Origin of the sequence: Plantibacter sp. PA-3-X8 (assembly GCF_003856975.1) — a bacterium.
In the GTDB taxonomy this organism is placed as follows: domain Bacteria; phylum Actinomycetota; class Actinomycetes; order Actinomycetales; family Microbacteriaceae; genus Plantibacter; species Plantibacter auratus.
The window spans coordinates 2,214,446-2,237,080 of the sequence record NZ_CP033107.1; the positions used below are offsets into that span (position 1 = coordinate 2,214,446).

At 69.4% G+C, this 22,635-nt stretch carries 20 protein-coding genes and 1 tRNA gene; 13 read left to right on the forward strand and 8 right to left on the reverse strand.

Going from position 1 to position 22,635, the window contains the following annotated elements:
• The first annotated feature begins 37 nt into the window (after positions 1 to 37).
• The 3 genes from rsmA to EAO79_RS10525 are packed head-to-tail and all read left to right on the forward strand — an operon-like array spanning position 38 to position 2,945.
• Positions 38 to 889, forward strand: a complete 852-nt coding sequence (gene rsmA / locus EAO79_RS10515) for a 16S rRNA (adenine(1518)-N(6)/adenine(1519)-N(6))-dimethyltransferase RsmA (RefSeq protein WP_124768943.1) — start codon at positions 38 to 40, stop codon at positions 887 to 889.
• A 9-nt stretch (positions 890 to 898) separates the two neighbouring features.
• Entirely contained in the window at positions 899 to 1,966 is a 1,068-nt protein-coding gene (gene mgrA / locus EAO79_RS10520) for an L-glyceraldehyde 3-phosphate reductase (protein ID WP_124768944.1), read from the forward strand.
• Between the two features lie 40 nt (positions 1,967 to 2,006).
• Positions 2,007 to 2,945: a 4-(cytidine 5'-diphospho)-2-C-methyl-D-erythritol kinase gene (locus tag EAO79_RS10525; RefSeq protein ID WP_064296493.1), complete on the forward strand. Its 939-nt coding sequence runs from the start codon at positions 2,007 to 2,009 to the stop codon at positions 2,943 to 2,945.
• 72 nt (positions 2,946 to 3,017) lie between these two features.
• Here the strand turns inward: EAO79_RS10525 and EAO79_RS10530 are convergent, their stop codons facing one another.
• Genes EAO79_RS10530 through EAO79_RS10540 form a run of 3 tightly spaced genes read right to left on the reverse strand, consistent with a single transcriptional unit; the run spans position 3,018 to position 7,097 of the window.
• Positions 3,018 to 3,812, reverse strand: a complete 795-nt coding sequence (locus tag EAO79_RS10530) for a ferritin-like domain-containing protein (RefSeq protein ID WP_124768945.1) — start codon at positions 3,810 to 3,812, stop codon at positions 3,018 to 3,020.
• Positions 3,802 to 6,198 carry an SDR family oxidoreductase gene (locus tag EAO79_RS10535; RefSeq protein WP_124768946.1) on the reverse strand — a complete coding sequence of 799 codons (2,397 nt, stop codon included), beginning with the start codon at positions 6,196 to 6,198 and terminating at the stop codon, positions 3,802 to 3,804. The genes EAO79_RS10530 and EAO79_RS10535 overlap by 11 nt, the downstream gene beginning before the upstream one ends.
• Positions 6,195 to 7,097, reverse strand: coding sequence for a hypothetical protein (locus tag EAO79_RS10540; protein WP_241160850.1), 903 nt, complete (start codon positions 7,095 to 7,097; stop codon positions 6,195 to 6,197). Before EAO79_RS10540 ends, EAO79_RS10535 begins: the two co-directional genes overlap by 4 nt.
• 79 nt (positions 7,098 to 7,176) lie before the next feature.
• On the opposite strand from EAO79_RS10540, the gene EAO79_RS10545 reads away from it, so the two are divergent.
• The 3 genes from EAO79_RS10545 to EAO79_RS10555 are packed head-to-tail and all read left to right on the forward strand — an operon-like array spanning position 7,177 to position 10,336.
• Entirely contained in the window at positions 7,177 to 7,974 is a 798-nt protein-coding gene (locus EAO79_RS10545; protein WP_124768947.1) for an SDR family oxidoreductase, read from the forward strand.
• On the forward strand, positions 7,971 to 8,675 hold the full coding sequence (locus EAO79_RS10550) for a 1-acyl-sn-glycerol-3-phosphate acyltransferase (RefSeq protein ID WP_124768948.1): 705 nt from the start codon (positions 7,971 to 7,973) through the stop codon (positions 8,673 to 8,675). The genes EAO79_RS10545 and EAO79_RS10550 overlap by 4 nt, the downstream gene beginning before the upstream one ends.
• Complete coding sequence (locus EAO79_RS10555; RefSeq protein WP_124768949.1) at positions 8,672 to 10,336, forward strand: FAD-binding oxidoreductase; 1,665 nt, start codon at positions 8,672 to 8,674, stop codon at positions 10,334 to 10,336. The genes EAO79_RS10550 and EAO79_RS10555 overlap by 4 nt, the downstream gene beginning before the upstream one ends.
• 96 nt (positions 10,337 to 10,432) lie before the next feature.
• On the opposite strand, the gene EAO79_RS10560 is transcribed toward EAO79_RS10555, so the two are convergent.
• The 3 genes from EAO79_RS10560 to EAO79_RS10570 form a co-directional block, all read right to left on the reverse strand.
• Positions 10,433 to 11,464 carry a diacylglycerol kinase family protein gene (locus EAO79_RS10560; protein WP_124768950.1) on the reverse strand — a complete coding sequence of 344 codons (1,032 nt, stop codon included), beginning with the start codon at positions 11,462 to 11,464 and terminating at the stop codon, positions 10,433 to 10,435.
• Positions 11,461 to 11,991: a TetR/AcrR family transcriptional regulator gene (locus EAO79_RS10565; RefSeq protein ID WP_124768951.1), complete on the reverse strand. Its 531-nt coding sequence runs from the start codon at positions 11,989 to 11,991 to the stop codon at positions 11,461 to 11,463. Before EAO79_RS10565 ends, EAO79_RS10560 begins: the two co-directional genes overlap by 4 nt.
• Before the next feature lie 134 nt (positions 11,992 to 12,125).
• On the reverse strand, positions 12,126 to 13,001 hold the full coding sequence (locus tag EAO79_RS10570) for a spermidine synthase (RefSeq protein ID WP_079705458.1): 876 nt from the start codon (positions 12,999 to 13,001) through the stop codon (positions 12,126 to 12,128).
• A 61-nt stretch (positions 13,002 to 13,062) separates the two neighbouring features.
• Here EAO79_RS10570 and EAO79_RS10575 point away from each other — a divergent pair, with 61 nt between their 5' ends.
• The 4 genes from EAO79_RS10575 (at position 13,063) to EAO79_RS10590 (ending at position 17,702) form a co-directional block, all read left to right on the forward strand.
• Positions 13,063 to 14,862, forward strand: a complete 1,800-nt coding sequence (locus tag EAO79_RS10575; RefSeq protein ID WP_124768952.1) for an ABC-F family ATP-binding cassette domain-containing protein — start codon at positions 13,063 to 13,065, stop codon at positions 14,860 to 14,862.
• A 138-nt stretch (positions 14,863 to 15,000) separates the two neighbouring features.
• Positions 15,001 to 15,909 carry a MetQ/NlpA family ABC transporter substrate-binding protein gene (locus tag EAO79_RS10580; RefSeq protein ID WP_124768953.1) on the forward strand — a complete coding sequence of 303 codons (909 nt, stop codon included), beginning with the start codon at positions 15,001 to 15,003 and terminating at the stop codon, positions 15,907 to 15,909.
• Between the two features lie 103 nt (positions 15,910 to 16,012).
• Positions 16,013 to 17,041, forward strand: coding sequence for a methionine ABC transporter ATP-binding protein (locus EAO79_RS10585; RefSeq protein WP_124768954.1), 1,029 nt, complete (start codon positions 16,013 to 16,015; stop codon positions 17,039 to 17,041).
• A 1-nt stretch (position 17,042) separates the two neighbouring features.
• Positions 17,043 to 17,702 (forward strand): methionine ABC transporter permease, encoded by a 660-nt coding sequence (locus tag EAO79_RS10590; protein ID WP_064296483.1) that lies wholly within the window; start codon positions 17,043 to 17,045, stop codon positions 17,700 to 17,702.
• Here the strand turns inward: EAO79_RS10590 and EAO79_RS10595 are convergent, their stop codons facing one another.
• Positions 17,703 to 18,197: a MarR family winged helix-turn-helix transcriptional regulator gene (locus EAO79_RS10595; RefSeq protein WP_079705462.1), complete on the reverse strand. Its 495-nt coding sequence runs from the start codon at positions 18,195 to 18,197 to the stop codon at positions 17,703 to 17,705.
• 112 nt (positions 18,198 to 18,309) lie between these two features.
• On the opposite strand from EAO79_RS10595, the gene EAO79_RS10600 reads away from it, so the two are divergent.
• The 3 genes from EAO79_RS10600 (at position 18,310) to EAO79_RS10610 (ending at position 20,923) form a co-directional block, all read left to right on the forward strand.
• Positions 18,310 to 18,381 (forward strand) — tRNA-Gln (locus tag EAO79_RS10600).
• A gap of 47 nt (positions 18,382 to 18,428) precedes the next feature.
• Positions 18,429 to 19,910 (forward strand): bifunctional UDP-N-acetylglucosamine diphosphorylase/glucosamine-1-phosphate N-acetyltransferase GlmU, encoded by a 1,482-nt coding sequence (glmU, locus tag EAO79_RS10605; RefSeq protein WP_124768955.1) that lies wholly within the window; start codon positions 18,429 to 18,431, stop codon positions 19,908 to 19,910.
• Positions 19,911 to 19,945: 35 nt separating this feature from the next.
• The gene (locus EAO79_RS10610) at positions 19,946 to 20,923 is read left to right on the forward strand and encodes a ribose-phosphate diphosphokinase (protein WP_079705464.1); all 978 of its coding nucleotides are present in this window, start codon (positions 19,946 to 19,948) and stop codon (positions 20,921 to 20,923) included.
• Positions 20,924 to 20,999: 76 nt separating this feature from the next.
• On the opposite strand, the gene gndA is transcribed toward EAO79_RS10610, so the two are convergent.
• The gene (gene gndA, locus EAO79_RS10615; protein WP_079001993.1) at positions 21,000 to 22,460 is read right to left on the reverse strand and encodes an NADP-dependent phosphogluconate dehydrogenase; all 1,461 of its coding nucleotides are present in this window, start codon (positions 22,458 to 22,460) and stop codon (positions 21,000 to 21,002) included.
• Between the last annotated feature and the right edge of the window lie 175 nt (positions 22,461 to 22,635).

Genomic DNA, 22,635 nt, shown 5'->3' on the forward strand with positions numbered 1-22,635 from the left:
GACGAGGACCGGCTCCCCGATCAGGGATACTGGAGGGATGACCGCCTCCGTCGCCCTGCTCGGCCCCGCCGAGATCCGAGATCTCGCCACCCTGCTGGACGTGACGCCGACGAAGAAGCTCGGTCAGAACTTCGTCATCGACGCGAACACCGTCCGCAAGATCGTGTCGGTCGCGCACGTCGCTCCGGGCGACGTCGTGGTCGAGATCGGCCCCGGCCTCGGCTCGTTGACGCTCGGACTGCTCGAGGCCGACGCGAGCGTCGTCGCCGTCGAGATCGACGGCCGGCTCGCCAAGCAGCTGCCGCTCACCGTGGGGGAGATGGCACCGGGCATGATCGACCGGTTGTCGGTCGTCCACGAGGACGCGATGCGCATCGAGGAACTCCCGGCGCAGCCCAACCGACTCGTCGCCAACCTGCCGTACAACATCTCCGTGCCCGTCCTCCTGCACTTCCTGGAGCACTTCACCTCGCTGACGGCCGGTGTCGTCATGGTGCAGGCCGAGGTCGGCTACCGACTCGCCGCCGGCCCGGGGAGCAAGGTCTACGGCGCACCGAGCGCGAAGGCCGCCTGGTACGGCGCGTGGCGCATCGCCGGCCAGGTGAGCCGCCAGGTGTTCTGGCCCATTCCGAACGTCGACTCCGTGCTCGTCGGATTCGAGCGACGCGCCGACGTCATCGGCACCGAGGAGGAGCGCATCAAAACCTTCGCGCTCATCGACGCGGCGTTCCAGCAGCGTCGCAAGATGCTCCGGCAGGCTCTCGGGAGCGTCCTCGGCAGCTCCCAGGCCGCGACGGAGCAGATGGAGGCCGCCGGAGTGAAACCGACGGCGCGCGGCGAGGAGCTCACGGTCCACGACTTCCTGTCGATCGTGCGTGCGGGACGATAACGTTGGCGCATGACCGCTGATGCTCGATTCCCGCTGAACGTCCCCGACATCCACCGCCCGTACGCTGCGGCAGACGACCGCTACGCGCGGAACGACTACCGCCAGGTCGGCACCTCGGGGCTCTTCCTCCCGCCGATCTCGCTCGGCCTCTGGTACAACTTCGGCGACAACCGGCCGTTCGACGGGCAGCGCGCGCTCCTGCGCCACGCGTTCGACCACGGCATCACCCACTTCGACCTCGCGAACAACTACGGCCCGCCCTACGGTTCCGCCGAGACGAACTTCGGTCGGATGATGCGCGAGGACTTCGGTCCGTACCGCAACGAGCTCATCATCTCCTCGAAGGCCGGCTACGACTTCTGGCCAGGCCCGTACGGCAACTTCGGTTCGAAGAAGTACCTGACCGCGAGCCTCGACGAGTCGCTCGAGCGAATGGGTCTCGACTACGTCGACGTCTTCTACTCGCACCGGGTCGACGAGGTCACGCCCATCGAGGAGACCGTGGGCGCGCTCGACGCGATCGTGCGCTCCGGCAAGGCCCTGTACGTCGGCATCTCGTCGTACTCGGCCGAGCGGACCGCCGCCGCACACGCCGTCGCTCGCGAGCTCGGCACGCCGCTCGTGATCCACCAGCCGTCGTACTCGATCCTCAACCGCTGGGTCGAGGACGGCCTCACCGAGGTGCTGACCGAGACCGGCCTCGGCGCGATCGCCTTCGTGCCGCTCGCGCAGGGCCTGCTCACCGACAAGTACCTCGGCGACGGCCCGGCCGAGCGTGCGACGAACCGTCCGTCCCTGCCCGACCGGCAGGTGAGCGAGGAGATGGCGACCCGCCTCCGGTCCCTCAACGACATCGCCGTGGAGCGCGGGCAGACCCTCGCGCAGATGTCGCTCGCCTGGGTCCTGAACAACCCCGCGATCACCTCCGCCCTCATCGGCGCCTCCCGCCCCGAGCAACTGGACGAGAACCTGGCGGCGCTCGACGGCCCCGCGTTCACGACCGAGGAGCTCGAGGAGATCGACCGACTCGCGGAGGGCGCCGACGTCAACATCTGGGCGGACTCCTCCGACAAGTGACGCGGTCTGAGGCGCCTGCTCGATCGACTAACTTGGAACAATGACCACCGAGGCCATCCTCAAGCACGTCCACGTGCGAGCACCTGGGAAGATCAACGTCTTCCTCAAAGTCGGCGAAGTGATGGACGACGGCTACCACGACGTCGCGACCGCGTACCAGGCGATCTCGCTGTACGAGGACGTGCACGCGTACCCGGCCGACGACTTCAGTGTGTCGTTCTCCGGCTCGGTGGACGTGTCGGGTGTGCCGACCGACACGAGCAACCTCGCCATCCGCGCCGCGAAGGCCCTCGCGAGGCGGACCGGGTACCGCGGCGGTGTCCGGCTCGAGATCGAGAAGCACGTCCCGGTCGCCGGCGGGATGGGCGGCGGCTCAGCCGACGCCGCGGCCACGCTGCTCGCCTGTGACGCCCTGTGGGGGACCGAACGCAGCCGCGACGACCTCCTGGCGCTGGCGGCACGCCTCGGCGCCGACGTGCCCTTCGCCCTGCTCGGCGGCACCGCTGTCGGCACCGGCCGCGGCGACCAACTGAGCAGTGCGTTGGCCAAGGGGCAGTTCGAGTGGGTGCTCGCCCTCGCCGACTTCGGCATGTCGACCCCGCAGGTCTACCAGGAGCTCGACGCCCACCGGGCGCGGCACATCCTCGACATCTCTCCGTCCGGTCGCCAGCCGACGGTCGACGCCGCGGTGCTCCAGGCGTTGCGGGCGGGCGACGCCCACCTCCTCGGCGAGGTCCTCTACAACGACCTGCAGGCCGCTGCGCTGCAGCTGCGCCCGGTGCTGGGCGAGGTGCTCGAGTTCGGCGACTCCCAGGGCGCCCTCGGCAGCCTCGTCTCCGGCTCCGGGCCGACGATCGCCTTCCTGGCTGCCGACACCGACGACGCCGTCGAACTGCAGGTGACGCTCGCCTCGTCCGGGCTGAAGGTCATCCGTGCCCACGGACCGGTCCACGGCGCCCGTATCGTCTCGCAGAGCTGAGACGCGGCCCGCACGACACGAAGCAGCCCCGGTCGGAGATCCGACCGGGGCTGCTGTGCGAGGTGGCGCGGTTCAGGCCGCGACGCCGCGCACGCGGAGCGAGTTCTCGATGATCGTGAGCCCCTCCATGCCGGGGAGCTTGGCGATGTGCCCGTCGATGCGGCGCACCTCGGCCAGGCCGTCCTCGTCGCCGAAGAGGTGGCCCATCACGTGCGTGACCTCGGAGTCGGGCATGACGCCCGAGCCGACGGGGCCCCACACCTTACGGAGCAGGAAGCGGGTGAGTCGACGTGCACTCTTCGACGACTCCAGGCGTGCCTTGGCCTGGCTCGCGTAGAACGCCACGTGACGCGTCTCCTGCTTCGCGATCCGCTTGAGGAGCACCGAGAGCACCGGGTGCCGCTCCAACTGCGCGAGGCGGGTGTACGCGGCGGTCGCGGACCACTCGTTCGCCGCGCCCCAGCTCATGTGCACCGCGATGAAGTCGGTGCCCACGAGGTTGCCGAGGATCGACTGCTTGATGGGGTCGAGGCGGTCCTTCCAGCCGAGCTTCAGGCGCGTCGCCTTGAGCTCGTCGAAGTCGACCGTGATGTCGTGGGCGGCGAGGACGGCGGCGAGCGCCTCCCCGTGCCAGAACTCTTCACGGTTCCACATCGTCATGAACGCGCCGACGTCGTCGTCCTCGTGGGACGGCGTCATGAGCATGTCGCGCAGATAGCAGACCGTGTGGTACTCGATGTCGCACATGTAGCGCAGGCTGCGCAGGGTGGAAGCGGGGAGCGGGTTCGTCTTGAATTCGTCGAAGTCGAGGTCACTCCAGTTCACCGAGACACTCGTCTCGGTGAACTTGTCGATGTCAAACGCCATGTGCGGTGGGGCGGTCGGGGATCGTGTCCTCGGCCGTCCGCTCTCCTCTCGGCTGTGCGGGGCGCGGTGCGCGGGTCAGTTCGTCTTCGGAGCGGATGCCTCCGGTGGTTCGTGCCCATTCTCGCACCGTCCACCGGCCGGCCTGCGCCAGCTTGTACAGGGTGTGGTCGGGGTTGACAGCGACCGGGTTCCCGACCAGCTGCAGCCAGGCGGCGTCCGCATGGGAGTCGCCGTAGCCGTAGGAGTGCGCGAGGTCCATGCCGTGCTGCTCGGCGTACTGCGTGAGCCAGGCGCCGCGCGCTTCGTCGACGAGCGGCGGGCTGTCGAGGTAACCCGTGAGGCGTCCGTTCTCGGCGTGCATCGCCCCGGCCACGACCTCGTCGAAGAACGGCTCGAGCGGAGCCGTCATGAGGTCGATGGTGCCGGTGACGAGGATCGTCCGGTGACCGGCTGCCCGGTGCGCGGCGATCTGCTCGAGCGCCTGGGGGAGGAGGCGGGACCGGACGGCCTTGCCGAAGCCGCCCCGGACGATCTTCTCGAGCTGCGCCACGTCGACGCCCTCGTAGCGACGCATGAACGTGCGGATGAACTCACCGCGGTCGCGGAGTTCAGCACCGATGTACCCCGGCATGGACGCGCCGAGCGCGGCGATTTCGATGGGCCAGCGCGACCGCGAGGTCGCGGCGAGCCGCAGCCAGAGGTACTGCTCGATGAGGTTCCAGGCGAGCACCGTGCCCTCGAGGTCGAACACCGCGAGGACGTCGTCGCGCACGGGCAGGATCTTCTGCTGCTTCGCGGCGCCCGCCTTGCGGTTGGCGAAGGCGCGGGTCAGGGTCGTGACGGCGGGGAAGTGGATGCGCTGGAAGTAGTCGTCCCAGTCGATCGTGGTGACGTCGAACCCGCGGTCCGCCTGCTGCTCGGGCGTCAGCGAGGCGTGCAGGGCACGGGTGCGCTGGTCGTCGAAGACGATCTCGCTCTGCACGTAGGAGCGGTAGAGCCCGGTGAAGTCGCGGAGCGAGCCGAGGTCGCTCGACGCCTTGCGGATCCGGTCCTGCCACCCGCGGGTGGTCGCGTTCGCCGGCAGGTGGGAGACGACCCGGCCGGCAGCCGTCGTCGCCTTCTGCCGCCGGTCGATGGAGCGCTCGATGGCACGCCCGCCGGGGAAGTTCCAGGTCGGCACGCTGATGTCGCCGGCGTCCGCCGGGATCGGGTGCTCCGTGAAGTAGCTGTGCACGTTCGCGTACATCTTGTGGAACGGCAGCGGGTTGCTGGCTCCGGAGCTCACGTGGAAGTAGCGCGCCGCAGCCGGCTCCGGCGGGGTCTGGGCCGCTGCGAGGATCGCGTTGACGACGAAGTCGACGGGGATGATGTCGAGCACGCTGTCGGGGAGGCCCGGGAAGTCGGGCAGCTGTCCGCGCCCGTAGGCGATGATCAGCGGGTCGGCGACCTTGTAGCCGTCGATCCAGCCGGGGAACGGGTGCGCGAGTGCACTCTCGATGATCGACGGGCGCACGACGGAGAGTCGGTTTCCCTCGCCGGCCCAGCGCTGTTCGGCGACCCGCTCGGCCATCGCCTTCGTGAAGGTGTAGACGTCGGTCCAGCCGAGGCTCTCGGCGCGTGCACGGCCGTGGGCGACGAGTCGGGCGTCGACCCAGGCGATGCGTGCGGCCTCGGCGGCGTTCGAGACGGCCTGGGGGCCGGCCTTGCCGTGCTCGCGACGGGCGGTCTGCATGAGCTTGCGCAGGACCTCCGGACGACGGGACGACTCCTCGGTGCGGACGCGTGCCGAGCGGGCGGCCTCGGCCTCGACGCGCCAGTCGACGTCGTGCGCGAGGCTGCGTTCCGGCTGGATGCCCTTCCGCGTGCCGCCGACGTAGGCGGTTGAGACGTGGACGACGTGCGGGGTCGCGCCGCTCTTCGCGAGCGCCGCGTACAGGGTGGTCGCGCCGCCGACGTTCGTGGCGAAGGCCTCGTCGATCGGCGGGTCGAAGGAGACGGTCGACGCGCTGTGGATGACGACGTCGAGGTCGGCCGGCAGCGCCATCTCGTCGAGGCCACCCTCGATCACACTGACGCGCTCGGCCACGATCGCCGCAGCGGCTTCGGCGCCGACGCGTTCGCGCCAGGCCTTGAACACCGGCTTGCGGAGCAGGGTCTGGAGACGGTCGCTCCCGCGGACCGACCCCTTCTTCCGGATGAGCAGGCTGACGCGGGTGGTCGGGTGATCGGCGAGCAGGCGCTCGAGCACCGCCTGCCCGAGGAAGCCGGTGCCGCCGGTGACGAGCACGTGCGCGCCGTCGAGGGCATCCGGGGCGGTGGTGGGCTGCTGAGCCTCCGGCTCCTGAGCGTCGGGCTGTTCGGCGTCTGGGGTGGGGTTGTCGGTCATCGGTTCTCCTCGAGGCTGCCGCGGCGTCCGCGGCGGGCAAGTCTGGCGGCGAGATGGAGGCCCGACTGACCGGGCAGCGCGTCGATCGACGCGTCGATGCCGAGGACGGCGGGGTCGCTCCAGGTGGCGGTGCTGCGGAACACGAGCGCGGCGAACCGCGCCGTCTGTCGGGGGCCGTTCGCATCGGAGCCTGTGGGCCACACGGCGTTCCGGATGCGGCGACGGGTGATTCCCTGCGCACGGGGCGATGTGGCGAGGCGGTCACTCGCCTGAGCGGTGAAGAACTCGAGGTGCCTGGCCTTCGTCTCGAGGATCTCGTCGACGAGGCGGTCGAGCACGGGGTGCGGCTCGCGCTCGCGCACCGCACGGTAGGCCGCGTGGGTGATGAGGTCGTCGATCGTCCCGATCGTCATGTGCCAGGCGATGATGTCCTCGCCGAGCACGTTCGCGATGAGGGCCTGGCCGATGGGCGCGAAGCGGTCGCGCACGCCGTGGACGGTGCGGCGGAGACCCGTCGAACGCGTCTTGTCGCGCGGGGTCCCGTTCGCCTTGAGCACGGTGTCGAGGGTGTCGGTGATCCAGTACTTCTCGTACGCCCAGGTGATCAGGAACGCGGTGACTCTGGCGTCCTTATGGGTGGGGGTGACGAGCACCCCGCGGAGGTACTGCATGGTCGCGCGCTCGATGTCCGACAGGGCGCGGAGCAGTGCGACCGTCTCAGCACTCAGCGGCGTCTCGGCGAAGGCCGCGGCGTCGATCTCCTTGCGACGACTGCCGACGGCGGACTTCGCGTAGTCGCGGACGCTGAACCCGTGGGCAGGCCGCAGCATGGCGCTCTCCTGCTCCGCGTGCTCGAGGGCCGCGGGTGCTGTTCCGCGCGGCGAATCCCGGTTCACCATGGCGTCTCCGTTCCGTGACGATCCGACCTCATCACTGTAGCTTGCAACGATACGCAACGCGTAGCGTATTCTGATCCCCATGGCTACAGCTCTCGTCACCGGTGGGACGTCCGGCATCGGTGCCGCGTTCGCCACGGCGCTCGCCGGACGGGGCTTCGACCTGGTGCTCGTCGCCCGTGACGTCGGGCGGCTCGAGCGATCGGCCGAGCGGCTGCGCGCGACCGGTCGCACCGTCGAGGTGATCAGTGCCGACCTCTCGGACCGCGCCGACGTCGCGAGACTCGCCGCACGGATCGAGGATCAGGCGTCGCCGATCGAGGTCGTCGTGAACAACGCCGGTTTCGGGGTGCACGCCCGCCTCACCGATTCCGACACGAGCGAGCTCGACACCGCGATCGAGGTCATGTGCCGGAGCGTCGCCACGCTTTCGGGCGCCGCGGCCCGCGCCATGCGGGAACGCGGACGCGGCACCATCATCAACGTCTCGAGCACGGCGGGGTACATCACCACCGGCGGTTACTCGGCGGTGAAGGCGTTCGTCACCACCTACACCGAGGCGCTCGCGGTCGAGCTCGCCGGCTCGGGTGTCCGCGTCACGGCCCTGTGCCCCGGGTGGGTCCGCACCGAGTTCCACGATCGCGCCGGCATCAGCACCCGATCGATCCCGTCAGGTCTGTGGATCGATGTGGACCGGCTCGTCGCCGACGCCCTCCGCGACGCCGGGAGAGGGGTCGTCGTCTCCATCCCGAGCTTCCGCTTCAAGGCCCTCATGGCCCTCGTCAAGTTCGCGCCCCGTGCGTCCATCCGGTGGATCTCCGGTCGGATGTCCTCGAGCCGTCGAGCCGCCAACGCCGCCCAGTCAGGAGCCCACCGATGACCGCAGAGCCGCGGTTCACCTCCTCCCTCCACGCCAACGCGCGGTTCGTCGCCCAGCGTCTGCTGTTGAAGCCGCTCGTCTGGTCGCTGACCCGCGTGACGGTGACGGGTCGCGAGCGCCTGTCGGGCGTGAGCGGTCCGTACATCGTCGTCGCCAACCACCAGTCGCACCTCGATGCACCGCTCGTCGTCGGGGCGATGCCGCGTCGGCTCTCGCGCTACCTCGCCGCCGGTGTCGCCGCCGACTACTTCTTCGACGTCCCCGCCCGCCGCATCTTCGCCGCCCTCTTCTTCAACGCGTTCCCGGTCGACCGCTCGGGTGACCGCAAGCGTGCAGGCGTGTCACGGGAGCTGCTCGAGGCCGGCGTCCCGATCCTCATCTTCCCCGAGGGCGGCCGATCGCGGACGGGTGAGCTCGGCCGGTTCAAGCCCGGTGCCGCGGCACTCGCCACGCGCCAGGGCATCCCCTGCCTCCCGGTGGCCGTCCTCGGCACCCACTCCGCCATGCCGAAGGGTCGCAACTGGCCCGTCCCCGGACGACCGCCGGTGCGCGTCGTCTTCGGGCAACCGATCCACCCGCAGCCGAACGAGACGCCCGTCCAGCTCATGGACCGCGTCGTCGCCGAGATCGTCGCGCTGCGCGCTTCGGTCGAGCCGGGAGCACACGTTTCGATCGACACACCACGAAAGGAAGCCGGATGACGTCTGTGGAGCACATGAAGTGGTGGGGCTGGGGAGTCGAAGGGGTCGCTTTCGAGCACAGCAACAAGCCAGACTTCGCGCCGTTCGTGAAGCAGGCCGTCGGTCTCGACCTCCGGAAGCCGGCGCAGGCACACCTCAGCTTCGACGAGCTCACCGTCCCAGCATCGCGCGCGTCCGACGAGTTCATCGCCGAGCTCTCGACGCTCGTCGGTCAGGGGCACGTGACCACGGACGACCAGGAACGCGTCGTCCACACCTACGGCAAGAGCATCCGCGACCTGCTCCGGATCCGCGCGAACGACCTGCCCCGCACGCCCGACCTCGTCGTCTACCCGGCTGATGAGGCCGAAGTCGCGTCGGTCGTCGCTGCAGCCGTCGCCACAGACGCCGTGATCATCCCGTTCGGCGGTGGCACCAACATCGCCGGCTCGCTCGACCCGCAGCCGACGGAGGAGCGGGTCATCATCTCGCTCGACCTCGGCCGGCTCGACCGCGTCCTGTCGATCGACGAGGGCTCCGGTCTCGCCACCATCCAGGCCGGCGCGCAGGGCCCCTCGATCGAGGAGCAGCTGGGCGCCAAGGGGTGGACGATGGGCCACTTCCCCGACAGCTTCACGCACTCCACGCTCGGCGGATGGGTCGCGACCCGCTCCTCGGGCATGCAGTCCGACAAGTACGGCGACATCGCCGACATCACCAAGGGCCTGCGGATGGTGCGCCCGAACGGCATCGTGGCGATCCGCCCCGTCCCGAGTGCGTCGACCGGCCCGAGCGTCCGCGAGATGATCATCGGCAGCGAGGGTCGACTCGGCATCATCACCGAGGTCACCGTGCAGGTCCACCGGACGCCCGCCGTCCGCGAGGTCCTCGGCTACTTCTTCCCCACCTGGGAGGCCGGGCTCGCGGCGATGCACGAGATCGCGGAGAGCGACGCCAGCCCCTCGGTCACCCGGGTGTCGAACGCCCGGGAGAGCGGCTTCTCGCTCGCGACCCGCAAGGCCAGCACCGGCGTCTCGGCGCAGGTCACCAAGGGCCTCATGAAGGTGCTCACAGCCAGAGGCTGGGATCTCGAGCAGCTGTGCCTCTCCTTCATCGGCTACGAGGGCAGCGCGTCCCATGTGCGATACGAGAAGGGCCTCGTCGGCTCGATCGTCCGGAAGCACGGCGGCATCGGCGTCGGCAAGGGCCCCGGTGCCCTCTACGACCAGAAGAAGTTCGACACCCCGTACCTGCGCGACTTCCTCCTCGACCGCGGAGCCGCGGCCGACGTCTCGGAGACCGCAGCGCCCTGGTCTCGGCTGCAGGAGGTCTACGACGCCGCGAACGACGCCGCCAACGCCGCGTACGACAAGCTCGGGGTGCACGGGTGGATCATGTGCCACCTCTCGCACTCGTACCACTCCGGCGCGTGCCTGTACTTCACCTTCGCGTTCATCACCGGCGACGACCCGATCGGCGAGTACGAGCAGGTCAAGTCGGCGATCCAGCAGGCGTTCGTCGACCACGGTGGCACCCTCTCGCACCACCACGCGGTCGGTGTCGAGCACTCGCCGTGGATGGAACAGGACATCTCGACCGAGGGCGTCGCGATCATGCGCGGCCTCTTCGACAGTGCTGACCCCGGCTCGAACTTCAACCCCGGCAAGATCCTCGCGGACTGAGTCGTTCCTCCGGTCCATGCGCGGTCTCCGGTCCCTGAGCCGTTCCTCCGGTCCCTGAGCCGTTCCTCCGGTCCCTGAGCCTGTCGAAGGGCGGGCTCAGGGCCGGAGCCGACCCGAGCGCGCCGCCGTCGCGGGTAGTCGGACGATGAGTGCACCGGGGTCGACGGTCAGCCTGGCCGCCGAGACCAGGCCGATGCCGTCGCCGTCTGCCTGGAACTCGGCGGGCGGTGAGACCGTCACGTCGATCCGTCGCACGCGCAGGTAGCGGAGCGCACCTCCGGCGGAGCCGGCCGTCTCGACGGCACTCGGCTGCACGCGGCTGCCCCGTGTCCGTCTGCCCTTGGAGAACCGGGCGACGGGATTGTTCGCGCGGTGCAGCCAGCGCGTGACCCGGACCCCGTCCCACCCCTCGAGGGACCGCACCATCAGGACGTCGAGTACACCGTCGTCGAGGAGTGCGTCGGGGAGGACGTCGAGGCCCGCCGAGACCGTGCCGCAGTTCCCGACGAACATCGTGTGCGTCCGTCCGCTCCGGATCGGTCCGCCGTCCTCCTTCCAGGAGACGCGAGGGCGGTCGCGGCGGAAGAGCCCGCGGATGATCGGCACGACGTAGGCGATCCAGCCGAAGCGGCGCTTCAGGACGGGGTCGGCGTAGGCCACCATGTCCGCGTCGACGCCGAAGCCCGACATGACGAGGAACGGGGTGCTGCGCCGGACGCCGTCGGGGTTCCGATATTCGATGACCCCGACGTCGACGCTCCGGTCCTCCCCGGCGAACGCGGCCCGCACCGCGGTGGCCGTGTCGATCGGGATCCCGGCGTTCCGGGCGAAGAGGTTCGCGGTGCCGACGGGGACGACGGCGAACGGCGTCCGCGTGTGACGCATCGCCCCTGCCACCTCGCGGACCGTCCCGTCGCCGCCGGCGGCGATCACGAGCGACGCGCCGTCTCCGAGCGCCTCCGCGACCTGGTCGACCGCGGTCGACCGCTCACGGGTCGGGATCCAGCTCGTCGGGCCCCAGCCGGCCTCGGCGGCGGCGGCGTCGACGAGCCTCGTCACGCGCTCGAGCTGGATGCGCGTCGGGTTGTAGATCACCGCAGCGTGCGGCGGGGTGCTGCCTCGCGTCATGCGGCCAGTGCCGGCCAGAGGACGGACAGGACCTGGTCCGCCCAGTCGTCGTCCATGTCGGCGCCGCGGACGAGCTGTCCGAGGACCGCGCCGAGGAGGAGGGTCGCGACGAGGCGGCCATCGAGTCCGGGCTTCAGATCGCCGGTGGCGATGCGTTCGTCGACGAGGTTGGACAATGCGCGCGCCCGGTTCCTCGTGAGGTCGCGGAGCAGGGTCGAGAACTCCGGATCGTCCTGGAGCAGGATCGACGCGATCGTTCCGCGCCCTACCACATCCTCGATCATCGTCCGGGCCTCGTGGAGCAGCCAGGTGAAGGTCTCGTAGGTCGGGAGGTCCTCCGGGATCTGGACCGGCGTCTCCATGGCACGAGCCACCGCGGCGGTCAGCAGCTCGGAGCGGTTGCGGTAGCGCCGGTAGATCGTCGTCTTCGCGACACCGGTGGTCTCGGCGACCGCCTCGATGTTGACGGCGACGGAGCCGCGAGATCGCATCAGGTCGAGCGCGGCGTCGAGGATGCGGTCACTCATCTGTTGAGCGCGGGACACACGTCGGGAGACGGGCACCGACCAACCTCCTCCGTGCGCGGCAGGATCCGGTCGGGTCGGTCCGTTGCGCTACGCCCACCGTAGCGCAATCGTGGGGGCGCGCAAAGGGAGGACGCTCAGTCCCAGCGGGGGTCGTCCGGGTCGGGGGAGTCCTCGCCGTCGGCGTCGGTCATGATCGTCGCCCCGTCGATCCAGTGCGTGAGTGCGTCGCCGTGCAGCTGCACGGGCGCGGGTGCGCCGAAGAGCTGCGGGTGCGTCACGGCCGCGAGCGGTGCGTCGCTCGCGAAGACGACGACGTTGCCGAGCGGCCCCTCGTCGTCGACCGGATCGAAGTCGAGGACGACGGCGACATGCGCGAACACGGTTCGCAGGGTCGCGGCCTGGCGTCGCGAGTAGTCGAAGGGGCTGCCGTCGAGGAGGTTCACCGCGATCACGCCGTCGGCCGCGGACCGCGCCGCCACCCGGCGGTAGAACTCGAGGCTCGCGACCCGACGATGGATCACCGCGGCGTCCCAGAGGTCGACGACGGTCACCTTCGCGTCCCGCCACGCCGTGACGTGCGCTTCGGTGGTGGTGGCTTCGTCGATCGGCTCGTCCGCGACGGCCCTGGCATCACCGAAGCGGACCTCGACCCGGTGGCCGTCCGGGAGCGGCAGCGCGTCCAGCATCCCGGCGTACAGCTCCGGCTCGAACTCGACGACGAGCTGCGGCGACCCTGGGCGCGTCGCCTGGACATAGCGGGGGAGCGTCAACGCTCCGGCACCGAGGTGGACGACGAAGAGCGCCTCGCCCGCCGGCGCCTCGGCGTCGATCACGCGCGCGATGTGCCGGATGTACGGGTACTCGAGCAAGCGGGGATCCGCGAGGGAGACCACCGACTGCGGGATGTCGTCGACGCTGAGCTCGTAGCGCAGCGTCCGCTTGTCGAGGAGGGTGATCCGGGCGTCGCGACGGCCGAACGGGAGCCGGCGGGAACGGGAGAACAGAGGCACCCGTGCAGCCTACGGTGCACGGGCGGTGGTCGACGCCCGGGCCCGGTATCGTTGACCGGATATGGCACACCTTCTCGGCGCTGAAGCGCTCCACCTCGAGTACCCGACCAAGGTCGTCTTCGACGGCATCACGATCGGGGTGAACGAGGGCGACCGCATCGGCATCGTCGGCCGCAACGGCGACGGCAAGTCCACGCTCCTCGGCCTCCTCGCCGGCCGCAAGGAGCCCGACTCCGGACGCGTGACGGTGCGCAACGGCGTCACGGTCGGCGTGCTCGACCAGTCCGACACCCTCGACCACGACAAGACCGTCGGACAGACCATCGTCGGCGGCTTCGACGAGCACGAGTGGGCGGGCGACCCGAAGGTCCGCGACGTCATCTCCGGCCTCGCCTCCGACATCGCCTGGGACGCCCTCGTCGCCGACCTCAGCGGTGGTCAGCGCCGCCGGGTCGCGCTCGCGGCCCTGCTCGTGGGCGACCACGACATCCTCTTCCTCGACGAGCCGACGAACCACCTCGACGTCGAAGGCATCACCTGGCTCGCGCAGCACCTCAACCGCCGCTGGTCGAAGAACTCCGGCGGCCTGCTCGTCGTGACCCACGACCGGTGGTTCCTCGACGCCATCTGCACGGCCACGTGGGAGGTGCACGACCGCATCGTCGAGCCCTTCGAGGGTGGGTACGCGGCGTACGTCCTGCAGCGCGTCGAGCGCGACCGCTCCGCCGCGGTGTCCGAGGCCAAGCGCCAGAACCTCATGAAGAAAGAGCTCGCCTGGCTGCGCCGTGGCGCTCCCGCCCGCACGGCCAAGCCGAAGTTCCGCATCGAGGCCGCCAACGCGCTCATCGCCGACGAGCCGCCCGTGCGCAACACGGTCGAGCTGGCCGGCATGGCGACCGCCCGCCTGGGCAAGGACGTCGTCGACATCCTCGACGTCACCGTGTCCTACGGGGACCGGACGGTCATCAAAGACGTCGAGTGGCGCATCGCCCCGGGCGAGCGCACCGGCATCCTCGGCGTGAACGGCGCCGGCAAGTCCACCCTCCTCGGGCTGGTCACGGGCGAGGTCGAAGCGACCGAGGGTCGCGTCAAGCGCGGCAAGACCGTGCAGGTCGCGACGCTCACGCAGCAGCTCGACGAGCTCGCCGAGTACGAGCAGGACCGCGTGAGCGACGTCATCGGGCGCAAGCGCACGAGCTACGTGGCCGGCGGCAAGGAGATGACCCCGGGGCAGCTGCTCGAACGCCTCGGCTTCACGAGTGCGCAGCTGTCGACGCCGGTGAAGGACCTCTCGGGTGGCCAGCGCCGCCGCCTGCAGCTTCTGCTCATCCTGCTCGACGAGCCGAACGTCCTCGTGCTCGACGAACCGACCAACGACCTCGACACCGACATGCTCGCCGCCATGGAGGACCTCCTCGACTCGTGGCCGGGCACCCTGCTTGTCGTCTCGCACGACCGGTACTTCCTCGAGCGGGTGACCGACCAGCAGTACGCGATCATGGACGGCCACTTCCGGCACCTGCCCGGCGGCATCGACCAGTACCTGGAGCTCAACGCCGGGACGGCCGGCAGCCGCTCCCAGGAGCACGACCGCCCGACGGCCTCCGGCGGTGGCCCGACCAAGAGGACGCCGAAGCTGAGCGGTGCGGAGCTCCGGAACGCGCAGCAGGAGATCAAGGCGATCGACCGCAAGCTCCACAAGCTCAACGGTCAGATCGAGCAGGCGCACGAGAAGGTCGCGGTCCACGACCAGAGCGACTTCGCCGGGATCACCGCGCTCGGCGCCAAGATCCAGGCCATGTACGGCGAGATCGCCGACCTCGAGGTCCGCTGGCTGGAGCTCTCCGAGCTCGTCGAGTAGTCCACTCGCGGCGGCCGGATCACCTCGATCGTCGCTCTGTTCCGAAGTGTTACGCACCGGTTCGTCATCCCTGCTAGGCCGACGTACCGTCGAATCAGCGTCCACCGGCGCGCACCACCCGAAAGAGGAATCACAGCAATGACCTTCTCGAAGAAGCTTCTGGCCGGACTGGCCATCATCCCCGCCATCGCGCTCCTCGCCGGATGCGCCGGCGGCTCAGGCGCAGGCGCCGCCGCTGAAGACAAGGGCACCGAGGCGAACCCCGTCAAGATCGGCGTCGTCGGCGCGAGCGACCCCTACTGGGAGACGTACAAGGAGGCCGCCGAGAAGGAGGGCATCTTCGTCGACATCGTCGACTTCGGCGAGTACACGCAGCCGAACCCGGCGCTCACCGAGGGCGAGATCGACCTCAACCAGTTCCAGCACATCGTCTACCTCGCGCAGTACAACGAGGCCTCCGGTGAGGACCTCACGCCCATCGGCTCGACGGCGATCTACCCCCTCGGCCTGTACTCGACCAAGGTCGACAGCGTCAAGGACATCAAGAAGGGCGACACGATCGCCATCCCGAACGACGAGAGCAACCAGGCTCGTGCGCTCCTCGTCCTGCAGTCCGCAGGCCTGCTGGAGCTGAAGGACGGCGGCAACATCTTCTCGACGCCGGACGACATCATCGCCGACAAGTCGAAGGTCACCGTCACCTCGCTGGAGGCTTCGCTGACGCCGACCTCGCTGCCTGACGTCACCGGCGCGATCATCAACAACGACTTCATCAACGACTCCGGCCTGAAGGCGTCCGACGCGATCGCCGAGGACGACCCGTCCGACCCGAACGCGCTGCCGTACGTGAACATCTTCGCGGCGAAGGCCGCCGACGCCGACAACGAGACGTACGCGAAGCTCGTGAAGATCTACCAGGACACGAAGTCCGTCGTCGACGGCGTCGTGGAGAACTCCGGTGGAACCGCGGTTCCGCTGAAGACCCCGGTCAAGGACCTCGTGAAGTCGCTCGAGACCGTCCAGAAGGACATCAAGGCCAAGGGCTGATCCGACGTTCAGAGCGTTCCTGTGGGAGGCTGTCATCCGCTTCCACAGGAACGCTTCGTCGTTTCACCGCCTCCTGATCACCCGACACACCGAGGACACCCCCATGCCACTCGTCAGCCTCCGAGACGTCGCGAAGCGGTACCCGTCTCCGCAGAAGGGCGCGGCGCCGATCGCCGCGATCGACGGCGTCGACCTCGACATCGAGGCCGGTGACGTCTTCGGGATTATCGGCTACTCGGGAGCCGGCAAGTCGACGCTCGTCCGCCTCATCAACGCGCTCGAGCCCGCGACGTCGGGGAGCATCGTCGTCGACGGCACCGAGGTGACGACGCTCTCGGAGCGCGGTCTCCGCGACCTCCGCCTCGGCATCGGGATGATCTTCCAGCAGTTCAACCTCTTCAATTCCAAGTCGGTGCGGAAGAACATCGCCTACCCGCTCGAGGTGGCCGGACGTCCCCGCGCGGAGATCCGCACCCGGGTCGATGAGCTGCTGAAGTTCGTCGGGCTGTCCGACAAGGCCGACAACTACCCGGACCAGCTCTCCGGCGGCCAGAAGCAGCGCGTCGGCATCGCTCGCGCGCTCGCGACCTCGCCCCGGATCCTGCTCGCGGACGAGGCGACGAGCGCCCTCGACCCCGAGACCACGCAGGAGGTCCTCGCGCTGCTCAAGCAGGTGAACCGCGACCTCGGCGTGACCATCGTCGTGATCACCCACGAGATGGAGGTGATCCAGTCGCTCGCGACGAAGGTCGCCGTCATGGAGCGTGGCAAGGTCATCGAGCAGGGCGACGTCTTCGAGGTGTTCTCCGACCCGCAGCACGCCGCATCCAAGCGCTTCGTGTCGACGGTCATCAAGGGCGTCCCGTCGCCGGCCGAGCTGGCGGTGCTCAAGGAACGACACGTCGGGCGCATCGTCACCCTGTTCTTCCGCGACGGCGACGCGTCGCAGGCGGGCGTCTTCCTCACGCTCGCGCAGGCGGGCGTCGACTTCGAGCTCGTCTACGGCGGGATCAACGACATCCAGGGTCGCGCGTTCGGCCACCTGACCCTCGCCCTGCGCGGCGACGACCAGACGATCGACGGGGCGCTGACCGCCATCGGATCCCAGGCAACCGTGACGGAGGTGCGCTGACATGGATGCACTGATCGATCTGCTCCCGAAGCTCGGCGACGCGACCGTCGAGACCCTCTACCTCGTCTCCTTCAGCCTGCTCTTCGGTGGGATCGCTGGACTCGTCGTCGGCACCGGCCTCTACGTGACGCGGCCCGGCAACCTGTACTCGCACCCGGTGCTCTACGGTGTGCTCAACGTGATCGTGAACATCTTCCGGCCGATCCCGTTCATCATCTTCCTGGCCGCCGCCCAGCCGCTCTCACGACTCGTGATCGGCACCGGCATCGGTGCGAACGCGTTCATCTTCATCATCTCCCTGGCGGCGACCTTCGGCATCAGCCGGATCGTCGAGCAGAACCTGCTGACGGTGTCGCCCGGCGTCATCGAGGCCTCGCGTGCCGCGGGTGCGAGCCGGCTCAGGACGTTGCTGAGCATCGTCCTCCCGGAGGCGCTCGGTCCGCTGATCCTCGGCTACACCTTCGTGTTCGTGGTCATCGTCGACATGTCGGCGGTCGCGGGCTTCATCGGCGGCGGTGGGCTCGGTGCCTTCGCGATCCAGTACGGCTTCCGGCAGTTCGAGCCGGTCGTCACGTGGGCCGCGGTGATCATCATCATCCTGCTCGTGCAGCTCATCCAGTTCTTCGGCAACTGGCTGGCCCGGAAGATCCTCCGCCGGTAGCTAGTCGAAGTCGAGGCTGAGCTTCCGCAGCAGGACGGTCAACCTGGCCTGTTCGGTCGAGCTCAGGCCGTCGAGCAGGTCCGCCTCGGCGTCGACGAGGCGCGTGATGGCCGCGTCGACCGTGTTGAGTCCCGCGTTCGTCATCTGCACGAGGATGCCGCGGCCGTCGTTGGGGTCGCCTTGGCGTTCGACGAGTCCGCGCTCGACGAGGCGGTCGATGCGGTTCGTCATCGTGCCGCTCGAGACGAGCGTCTGGAGCAGCAGAGCCTTCGGACTCAGCCGGAAGGGGGAGCCGGCGCGCCGGAGTGCGGCGAGGACGTCGAACTCCCACGGCTCGAGGTTCGACCGGGTGAAGGCCGCCCGACGCGCCCGGTCGAGGTGGCGTGACAGCCGGGCGACACGGGAGAGGATCTGGAGGGGCGAGAAGTCGAGGTCCGGGCGCTCGCGGTTCCAGGCGTCGACGATCCGGTCGACCTCATCGGTGCTAGCTGGCATCCCACCATTATCGAGGCACGCGGGCGTCGGGGCTCGATCGGCCGCCGCGAGCTGATTCCGAGGCGGCACATCCATGGCAGAATTGACCACGCTCCGCCGTCAGGCTGAGTGGTCCGCCATAGTGTAACGGCAGCACGGCAGCCTTTGGAGCTGTTCGGTCCAGGTTCGAATCCTGGTGGCGGAGCGACCGATCACCGACCGGGCGAGTGCCCGGACCGAGGGGGAGCACACGTGACCGACGACCGTCTGGCCATCATCATCCTGGCTGCTGGCCAGGGAACCCGCATGAAGTCGGCGCTGCCGAAACTCCTGCACCCGCTCGGCGGCGTGCCGATCGTCGGCCACGTGCTGGCGACCGCCCGGTCGCTCGACGCCGGGCACGTCATCGCCGTGGTCCGCCACGAGCGCGACCGCCTCGTCGAGGCCATCGAGTCGGAGCTCCCGGGCGCGACCATCGTCGACCAGGACGAGGTGCCCGGCACCGGTCGCGCGGTGGAGCAGGCGCTCCTGGCGCTGCCCGACGACTTCGACGGCGACGTCCTCGTGGTCAACGGCGACGTCCCGTTGCTGAACGCCGCCACGCTCACCACGCTCATCGAACGCCACCGCAACCACGACGTCGCGGCGACGATCCTCTCGGCCATGCCCGACGACGCGACCGGCTACGGACGCATCATCCGCACCGAGGCCGGGGCGCTCGACTACATCGTCGAGCAGAAGGACGCCACCGACGCCGAGCGGGCCGTCAACGAGATCAACGCCGGGGTCTACCTCTTCGGCGTGAGCCAGCTCCGCGACGCGCTCGCCGAGGTCACCACCGACAACGCCCAGGGGGAGAAGTACCTCACGGACGTCATCGGCCTCCTGCGACGCGCGGGCTCCGAGGTCTCGGCGCTCCCCGTGAGTGACTCCTGGCTGGTCGAGGGCATCAACGACCGCGCCCAGCTGAGCGCCGCCGCTGCCAAGCTGAACGCCCTCCTCGTGCGCGCCTGGCAGCTCGCCGGCGTGACCGTCCAGGACCCGGCCACGACGTGGATCGACATCAAGGCGCGGCTGCACGCCGACGTCACTCTGCTTCCCGGGACGCAGATCCTCGGCGCGACGGTCGTCGAGTCCGGTGCGACGATCGGTCCGGACACCACGCTCATCGACACCGAGGTCGGCGCTGGTGCGCGCGTCCGCCGCACGGACGCGACGCTGTCGGTCATCGGTGCCGGTGCCGAGGTCGGGCCGTTCGCCTACCTGCGACCCGGCACGGTGCTCGGCGAGCGCGGCAAGATCGGCACCTTCGTGGAGACGAAGAACGCGCAGATCGGTGAGGGGAGCAAGGTCCCGCACCTCAGCTACATCGGCGACACCGAGATCGGCGTCGAGTCGAACGTCGGTGCCGGAACGATCACCTCGAACTACGACGGTGTGCACAAGCACCGCACGACCATCGGATCGCACGTCCGTACCGGCGCGCACAACACGCTCGTCGCCCCGGTCAGCGTCGGCGACGGCGCCTACTCCGGAGCCGGCACCGTCATCCGCAAGGACGTCCCGGCAGGGGCGCTGGCGTTGACGGTCGCGCAGCAGCGCAACGTCGAGGGCTGGGTCGAGCAGAAGCGCCCTGGTACGGCGGCTGCGACGGCTGCCGGCGCTGCCTCGGCGGCACCGACCGTGGATGCCGTGTCGGACGACACGGCTGCGGCTGGTAACGTCGACTCGTGAGTGAGGCCGGAGGATTCCGGCAGAAGGCAGGGTCTGTGTCAGGCATCACGGCGGACAACAAGAAGCAGCTGGTTCTCGTCTCCGGACGAGCCCACCCGGAACTCGCCGAGGCGATCGCGGCGGAGCTCGACTCCGAGCTCCTCCCCACCGATGCCAGGACCTTCGCCAACGGCGAGATCTACGCCCGGTACGACGAGAGCATCCGCGGCACCGACGTCTTCGTCATCCAGTCGCACACCGCTCCGATCAACGAGTGGCTCATGGAGCAGCTCATCATGGTCGACGCGGCCAAGCGGGCGAGCGCCAAGCGCATCACCGTGGTCGCCCCGTTCTACCCGTACGCCCGCCAGGACAAGAAGGGTCGCGGACGCGAGCCCATCTCGGCCCGCCTCGTCGCCGACCTCTTCAAGGCCGCCGGCGCCGACCGCATCATGTCGGTCGACCTCCACGCCGCGCAGATCCAGGGCTTCTTCGACGGTCCCGTCGACCACCTCTTCGCGATGCCGGTCCTCCTCGAGCACTTCCGTGCCAAGCTCGACGCGTCGACGCTGACGGTCGTCTCGCCCGACATGGGCCGCGTCCGTGTGGCCGACATCTGGAGCGACAAGCTCGGTGCGCCGCTCGCCATCATCCACAAGCGCCGCGACCCGCTGGTCCCCAACCAGGTCAGCGTCCACGAGATCGTCGGCCAGGTCGAGGGCCGGGTCTGCCTGCTCGTCGACGACCTGATCGACACCGGACGCACGATCGTCAAGGCGGCCGAGGCGCTCAAGAACGCCGGCGCCATCGGCGTCGTCGTCGCGGCCACTCACGCGGTGTTCTCCGACCCGGCGGTCGAGCTCCTCCAGAGCGACGCCATCGACTCCGTCGTCGTCACTGACACGCTCCCGGTCGACGAGGCCAAGCGTTTCGACAAGCTGACCGTCCTCTCGATCGCGCCGCTCATCGCCCGCGCGATCCACGAGGTCTTCGACGACGGCTCTGTGACGAGCATGTTCGACGGCGCCGCGTAAGCCCGTCACCCTCCGCTGGTACGCAGAACGCCCGGTCCGAACTCGGACCGGGCGTTCTGCGTCTGCAGGCCGTGGGCTAGTGGCTCGAGCCCGCCTGCTCGACCTCGCTGCGGTCGCCCGACCAGAGGGTGTGGAACGTGCCGTCGAGGTCGACGCGCTTGTAGGTGTGCGCGCCGAAGAAGTCGCGCTGGCCCTGGACGAGCGCTGCGGGCAGACGCTCGGCGCGGAGGCCGTCGTAGTACGACAGCGACGACGAGAACGCCGGCGACGGGATGCCCGCCTGAGCGGCTGCGACGACCACGCGGCGCCAGCTGTCCTGCGCCTCAGCGACGGCGTCGCTGAAGTAGGGCGCCGTCACGAGGGCGACCAGCTCGGGGTTCTCCTCGTAGGCCTCGGTGATGCGGTTGAGGAACTGTGCACGGATGATGCAGCCGCCGCGCCAGATCTTCGCGATCTCGCCCTTCTTGATGTCCCAGCCGTATTGCTCGGCACCGGCGACGATCTCGTCGAAGCCCTGCGAGTAGGCGATGATCTTCGACGCGTAGAGCGCCTGGCGCACGTCCTCGACGAACTGGTCGGGGTCGGCGACGGTCCACTCCTCGGACGGGCCCGCGAGCTCGCGGGCCGCTGCGCGCTGCGCCGGCTTCGACGACAGCGAACGGGCGAACACGGCCTCCGCGATGCCCGACACCGGGATGCCGAGGTCGAGTGCCGTCTGCACGGTCCACGCGCCGGTGCCCTTGGCGCCGGCCTGGTCGAGGATGACGTCGACGAGCGGCTGCCCCGTCTTCGCGTCGACCTGCTTGAGGACCTCGGCGGTGATCTCGATCAGGTAGCTCTCGAGCGTGCCGCGGTTCCACTCGGCGAAGATCTCCGCGATCTCGGCCGGCGACTTGCCGGTGCCGCGACGGATGAGGTCGTAGGCCTCGGCGATGAGCTGCATGTCCGCGTACTCGATGCCGTTGTGGATCATCTTGACGAAGTGGCCGGCGCCGTCGGTGCCGACGTGGGTGACGCAGGGTTCGCCTTCGGCGATCGCAGCGATCGACTTGAGGATGGGGCCGAGGGTCTCCCACGCTTCGGCGGAGCCGCCCGGCATGATCGACGGTCCCTTGAGGGCGCCCTCCTCGCCGCCGGAGATACCGGCGCCGACGAAGTTGATGCCGGTCTCGCGGACGGCCTTCTCGCGGCGGATGGTGTCGGTGAAGAGTGCGTTGCCGCCGTCGACGATGATGTCGCCGGGCTCGAAGACCTCGGTGAGCTGCTGGATGACGGCGTCGGTGCCCTTACCCGCCTGCACCATGATGATCGCCGTACGTGGCTTCGAGAGCGACGCGGCGAACTCCTCGATGGTCTTCGACGCGACGAAGCCGGCCTCGGGGTGCTCGCTCACGAGCAGGTCGGTGCGTTCGGGGGAGCGGTTGTACACGGCGACCGTGTTGCCCTCGCGGCTCGCCAGGTTGCGTGCGAGGTTGCTGCCCATGACGGCCAGACCGACGACGCCGATGTTGGCGCGAGCTTCGGCGGTGTTCACCATGTGGTTCTCCTTCAGAGTGGGTGATGCGGGAAGCGTTCCGAGTGCTCAGGAGTCGACGGGGCGGCTGCAGGACAGCGGCGACACCCTCGTCGATCCGGGCACGGCCCGTCCTGCAACCGTAGCAAAGGGAGGTGTCGCTCCACCTCTCAATGACCCAGCGTGCAGGTGAGGTCCG

Excerpts from the sequence above, each read along its gene's own strand:
- rsmA (WP_124768943.1), top strand. The coding sequence starts at position 38 with ATGACCGCCTCCGTCGCCCTGCTCGGCCCCGCCGAGATCCGAGATCTC.
- mgrA (WP_124768944.1), top strand. The coding sequence starts at position 899 with ATGACCGCTGATGCTCGATTCCCGCTGAACGTCCCCGACATCCACCGC.
- EAO79_RS10525 (WP_064296493.1), top strand. The coding sequence starts at position 2,007 with ATGACCACCGAGGCCATCCTCAAGCACGTCCACGTGCGAGCACCTGGG.
- EAO79_RS10530 (WP_124768945.1), bottom strand. The coding sequence starts at position 3,812 with ATGGCGTTTGACATCGACAAGTTCACCGAGACGAGTGTCTCGGTGAAC.
- EAO79_RS10535 (WP_124768946.1), bottom strand. The coding sequence starts at position 6,198 with ATGACCGACAACCCCACCCCAGACGCCGAACAGCCCGACGCTCAGGAG.
- EAO79_RS10540 (WP_241160850.1), bottom strand. The coding sequence starts at position 7,097 with ATGGTGAACCGGGATTCGCCGCGCGGAACAGCACCCGCGGCCCTCGAG.
- EAO79_RS10545 (WP_124768947.1), top strand. The coding sequence starts at position 7,177 with ATGGCTACAGCTCTCGTCACCGGTGGGACGTCCGGCATCGGTGCCGCG.
- EAO79_RS10550 (WP_124768948.1), top strand. The coding sequence starts at position 7,971 with ATGACCGCAGAGCCGCGGTTCACCTCCTCCCTCCACGCCAACGCGCGG.
- EAO79_RS10555 (WP_124768949.1), top strand. The coding sequence starts at position 8,672 with ATGACGTCTGTGGAGCACATGAAGTGGTGGGGCTGGGGAGTCGAAGGG.
- EAO79_RS10560 (WP_124768950.1), bottom strand. The coding sequence starts at position 11,464 with ATGACGCGAGGCAGCACCCCGCCGCACGCTGCGGTGATCTACAACCCG.
- EAO79_RS10565 (WP_124768951.1), bottom strand. The coding sequence starts at position 11,991 with ATGAGTGACCGCATCCTCGACGCCGCGCTCGACCTGATGCGATCTCGC.
- EAO79_RS10575 (WP_124768952.1), top strand. The coding sequence starts at position 13,063 with ATGGCACACCTTCTCGGCGCTGAAGCGCTCCACCTCGAGTACCCGACC.
- EAO79_RS10580 (WP_124768953.1), top strand. The coding sequence starts at position 15,001 with ATGACCTTCTCGAAGAAGCTTCTGGCCGGACTGGCCATCATCCCCGCC.
- EAO79_RS10585 (WP_124768954.1), top strand. The coding sequence starts at position 16,013 with ATGCCACTCGTCAGCCTCCGAGACGTCGCGAAGCGGTACCCGTCTCCG.
- EAO79_RS10590 (WP_064296483.1), top strand. The coding sequence starts at position 17,043 with ATGGATGCACTGATCGATCTGCTCCCGAAGCTCGGCGACGCGACCGTC.
- EAO79_RS10595 (WP_079705462.1), bottom strand. The coding sequence starts at position 18,197 with ATGCCAGCTAGCACCGATGAGGTCGACCGGATCGTCGACGCCTGGAAC.
- gndA (WP_079001993.1), bottom strand. The coding sequence starts at position 22,460 with ATGGTGAACACCGCCGAAGCTCGCGCCAACATCGGCGTCGTCGGTCTG.